At 51.9% G+C, this 740-nt stretch carries 7 tRNA genes; all 7 read left to right on the forward strand.

Annotated elements, in window-relative coordinates:
- The first annotated feature begins 8 nt into the window (after positions 1 to 8).
- A tRNA-Arg gene (locus CD039_RS11360) sits at positions 9 to 82 on the forward strand.
- A 7-nt stretch (positions 83 to 89) separates the two neighbouring features.
- Positions 90 to 163 (forward strand) — tRNA-Pro (locus CD039_RS11365).
- Between the two features lie 22 nt (positions 164 to 185).
- A tRNA-Ala gene (locus CD039_RS11370) sits at positions 186 to 261 on the forward strand.
- Between the two features lie 24 nt (positions 262 to 285).
- Positions 286 to 359 (forward strand) — tRNA-Met (locus tag CD039_RS11375).
- 25 nt (positions 360 to 384) lie between these two features.
- Positions 385 to 458 (forward strand) — tRNA-Ile (locus tag CD039_RS11380).
- Between the two features lie 8 nt (positions 459 to 466).
- Positions 467 to 559 (forward strand) — tRNA-Ser (locus tag CD039_RS11385).
- 29 nt (positions 560 to 588) lie between these two features.
- Positions 589 to 678, forward strand: a tRNA-Ser gene (locus CD039_RS11390).
- The last annotated feature ends 62 nt before the right edge of the window (positions 679 to 740 follow it).

Raw genomic sequence — 740 nt, forward strand, 5'->3', positions numbered from 1 at the left:
TAAATTATGCGCCCGTAGCTCAACTGGATAGAGCGTCTGACTACGGATCAGAAGGCTATGGGTTCGACTCCTATCGGGCGCGTTTATTACGGGAAGTAGCTCAGCTTGGTAGAGCACTTGGTTTGGGACCAAGGGGTCGTAGGTTCGAATCCTGTCTTCCCGATAGTGATTTTATTTCAAAAAATGGGGGCTTAGCTCAGCTGGGAGAGCGCCTGCTTTGCACGCAGGAGGTCAGCGGTTCGATCCCGCTAGTCTCCACCATATTTATTTAAAATTACATAATAGGGCGGTGTAGCTCAGCTGGCTAGAGCGTACGGTTCATACCCGTGAGGTCGGGGGTTCGATCCCCTCCACCGCCATTATTAAGTGTTGTGATTATATTTAGGACCTTTAGCTCAGTTGGTCAGAGCTAACGGCTCATAACCGTTCGGTCGCAGGTTCGAATCCTGCAAGGTCCATATAATTTGGAGGAGTACCCAAGTCCGGCTGAAGGGATCGGTCTTGAAAACCGACAGGGGCTTAACGGCCCGCGGGGGTTCGAATCCCTCCTCCTCCGCCATTTGAATTTAATCTTAGCACTTTTATTATGGAGGAATACCCAAGTCCGGCTGAAGGGATCGGTCTTGAAAACCGACAGGGGCTTAACGGCCCGCGGGGGTTCGAATCCCTCTTCCTCCGTATTTCACATTACCGCGGGATGGAGCAGTTCGGTAGCTCGTCGGGCTCATAACCCGAAGGTC

The organism is Staphylococcus argensis (genome assembly GCF_002902305.1).
Taxonomy (GTDB): Bacteria; Bacillota; Bacilli; order Staphylococcales; family Staphylococcaceae; genus Staphylococcus; species Staphylococcus argensis.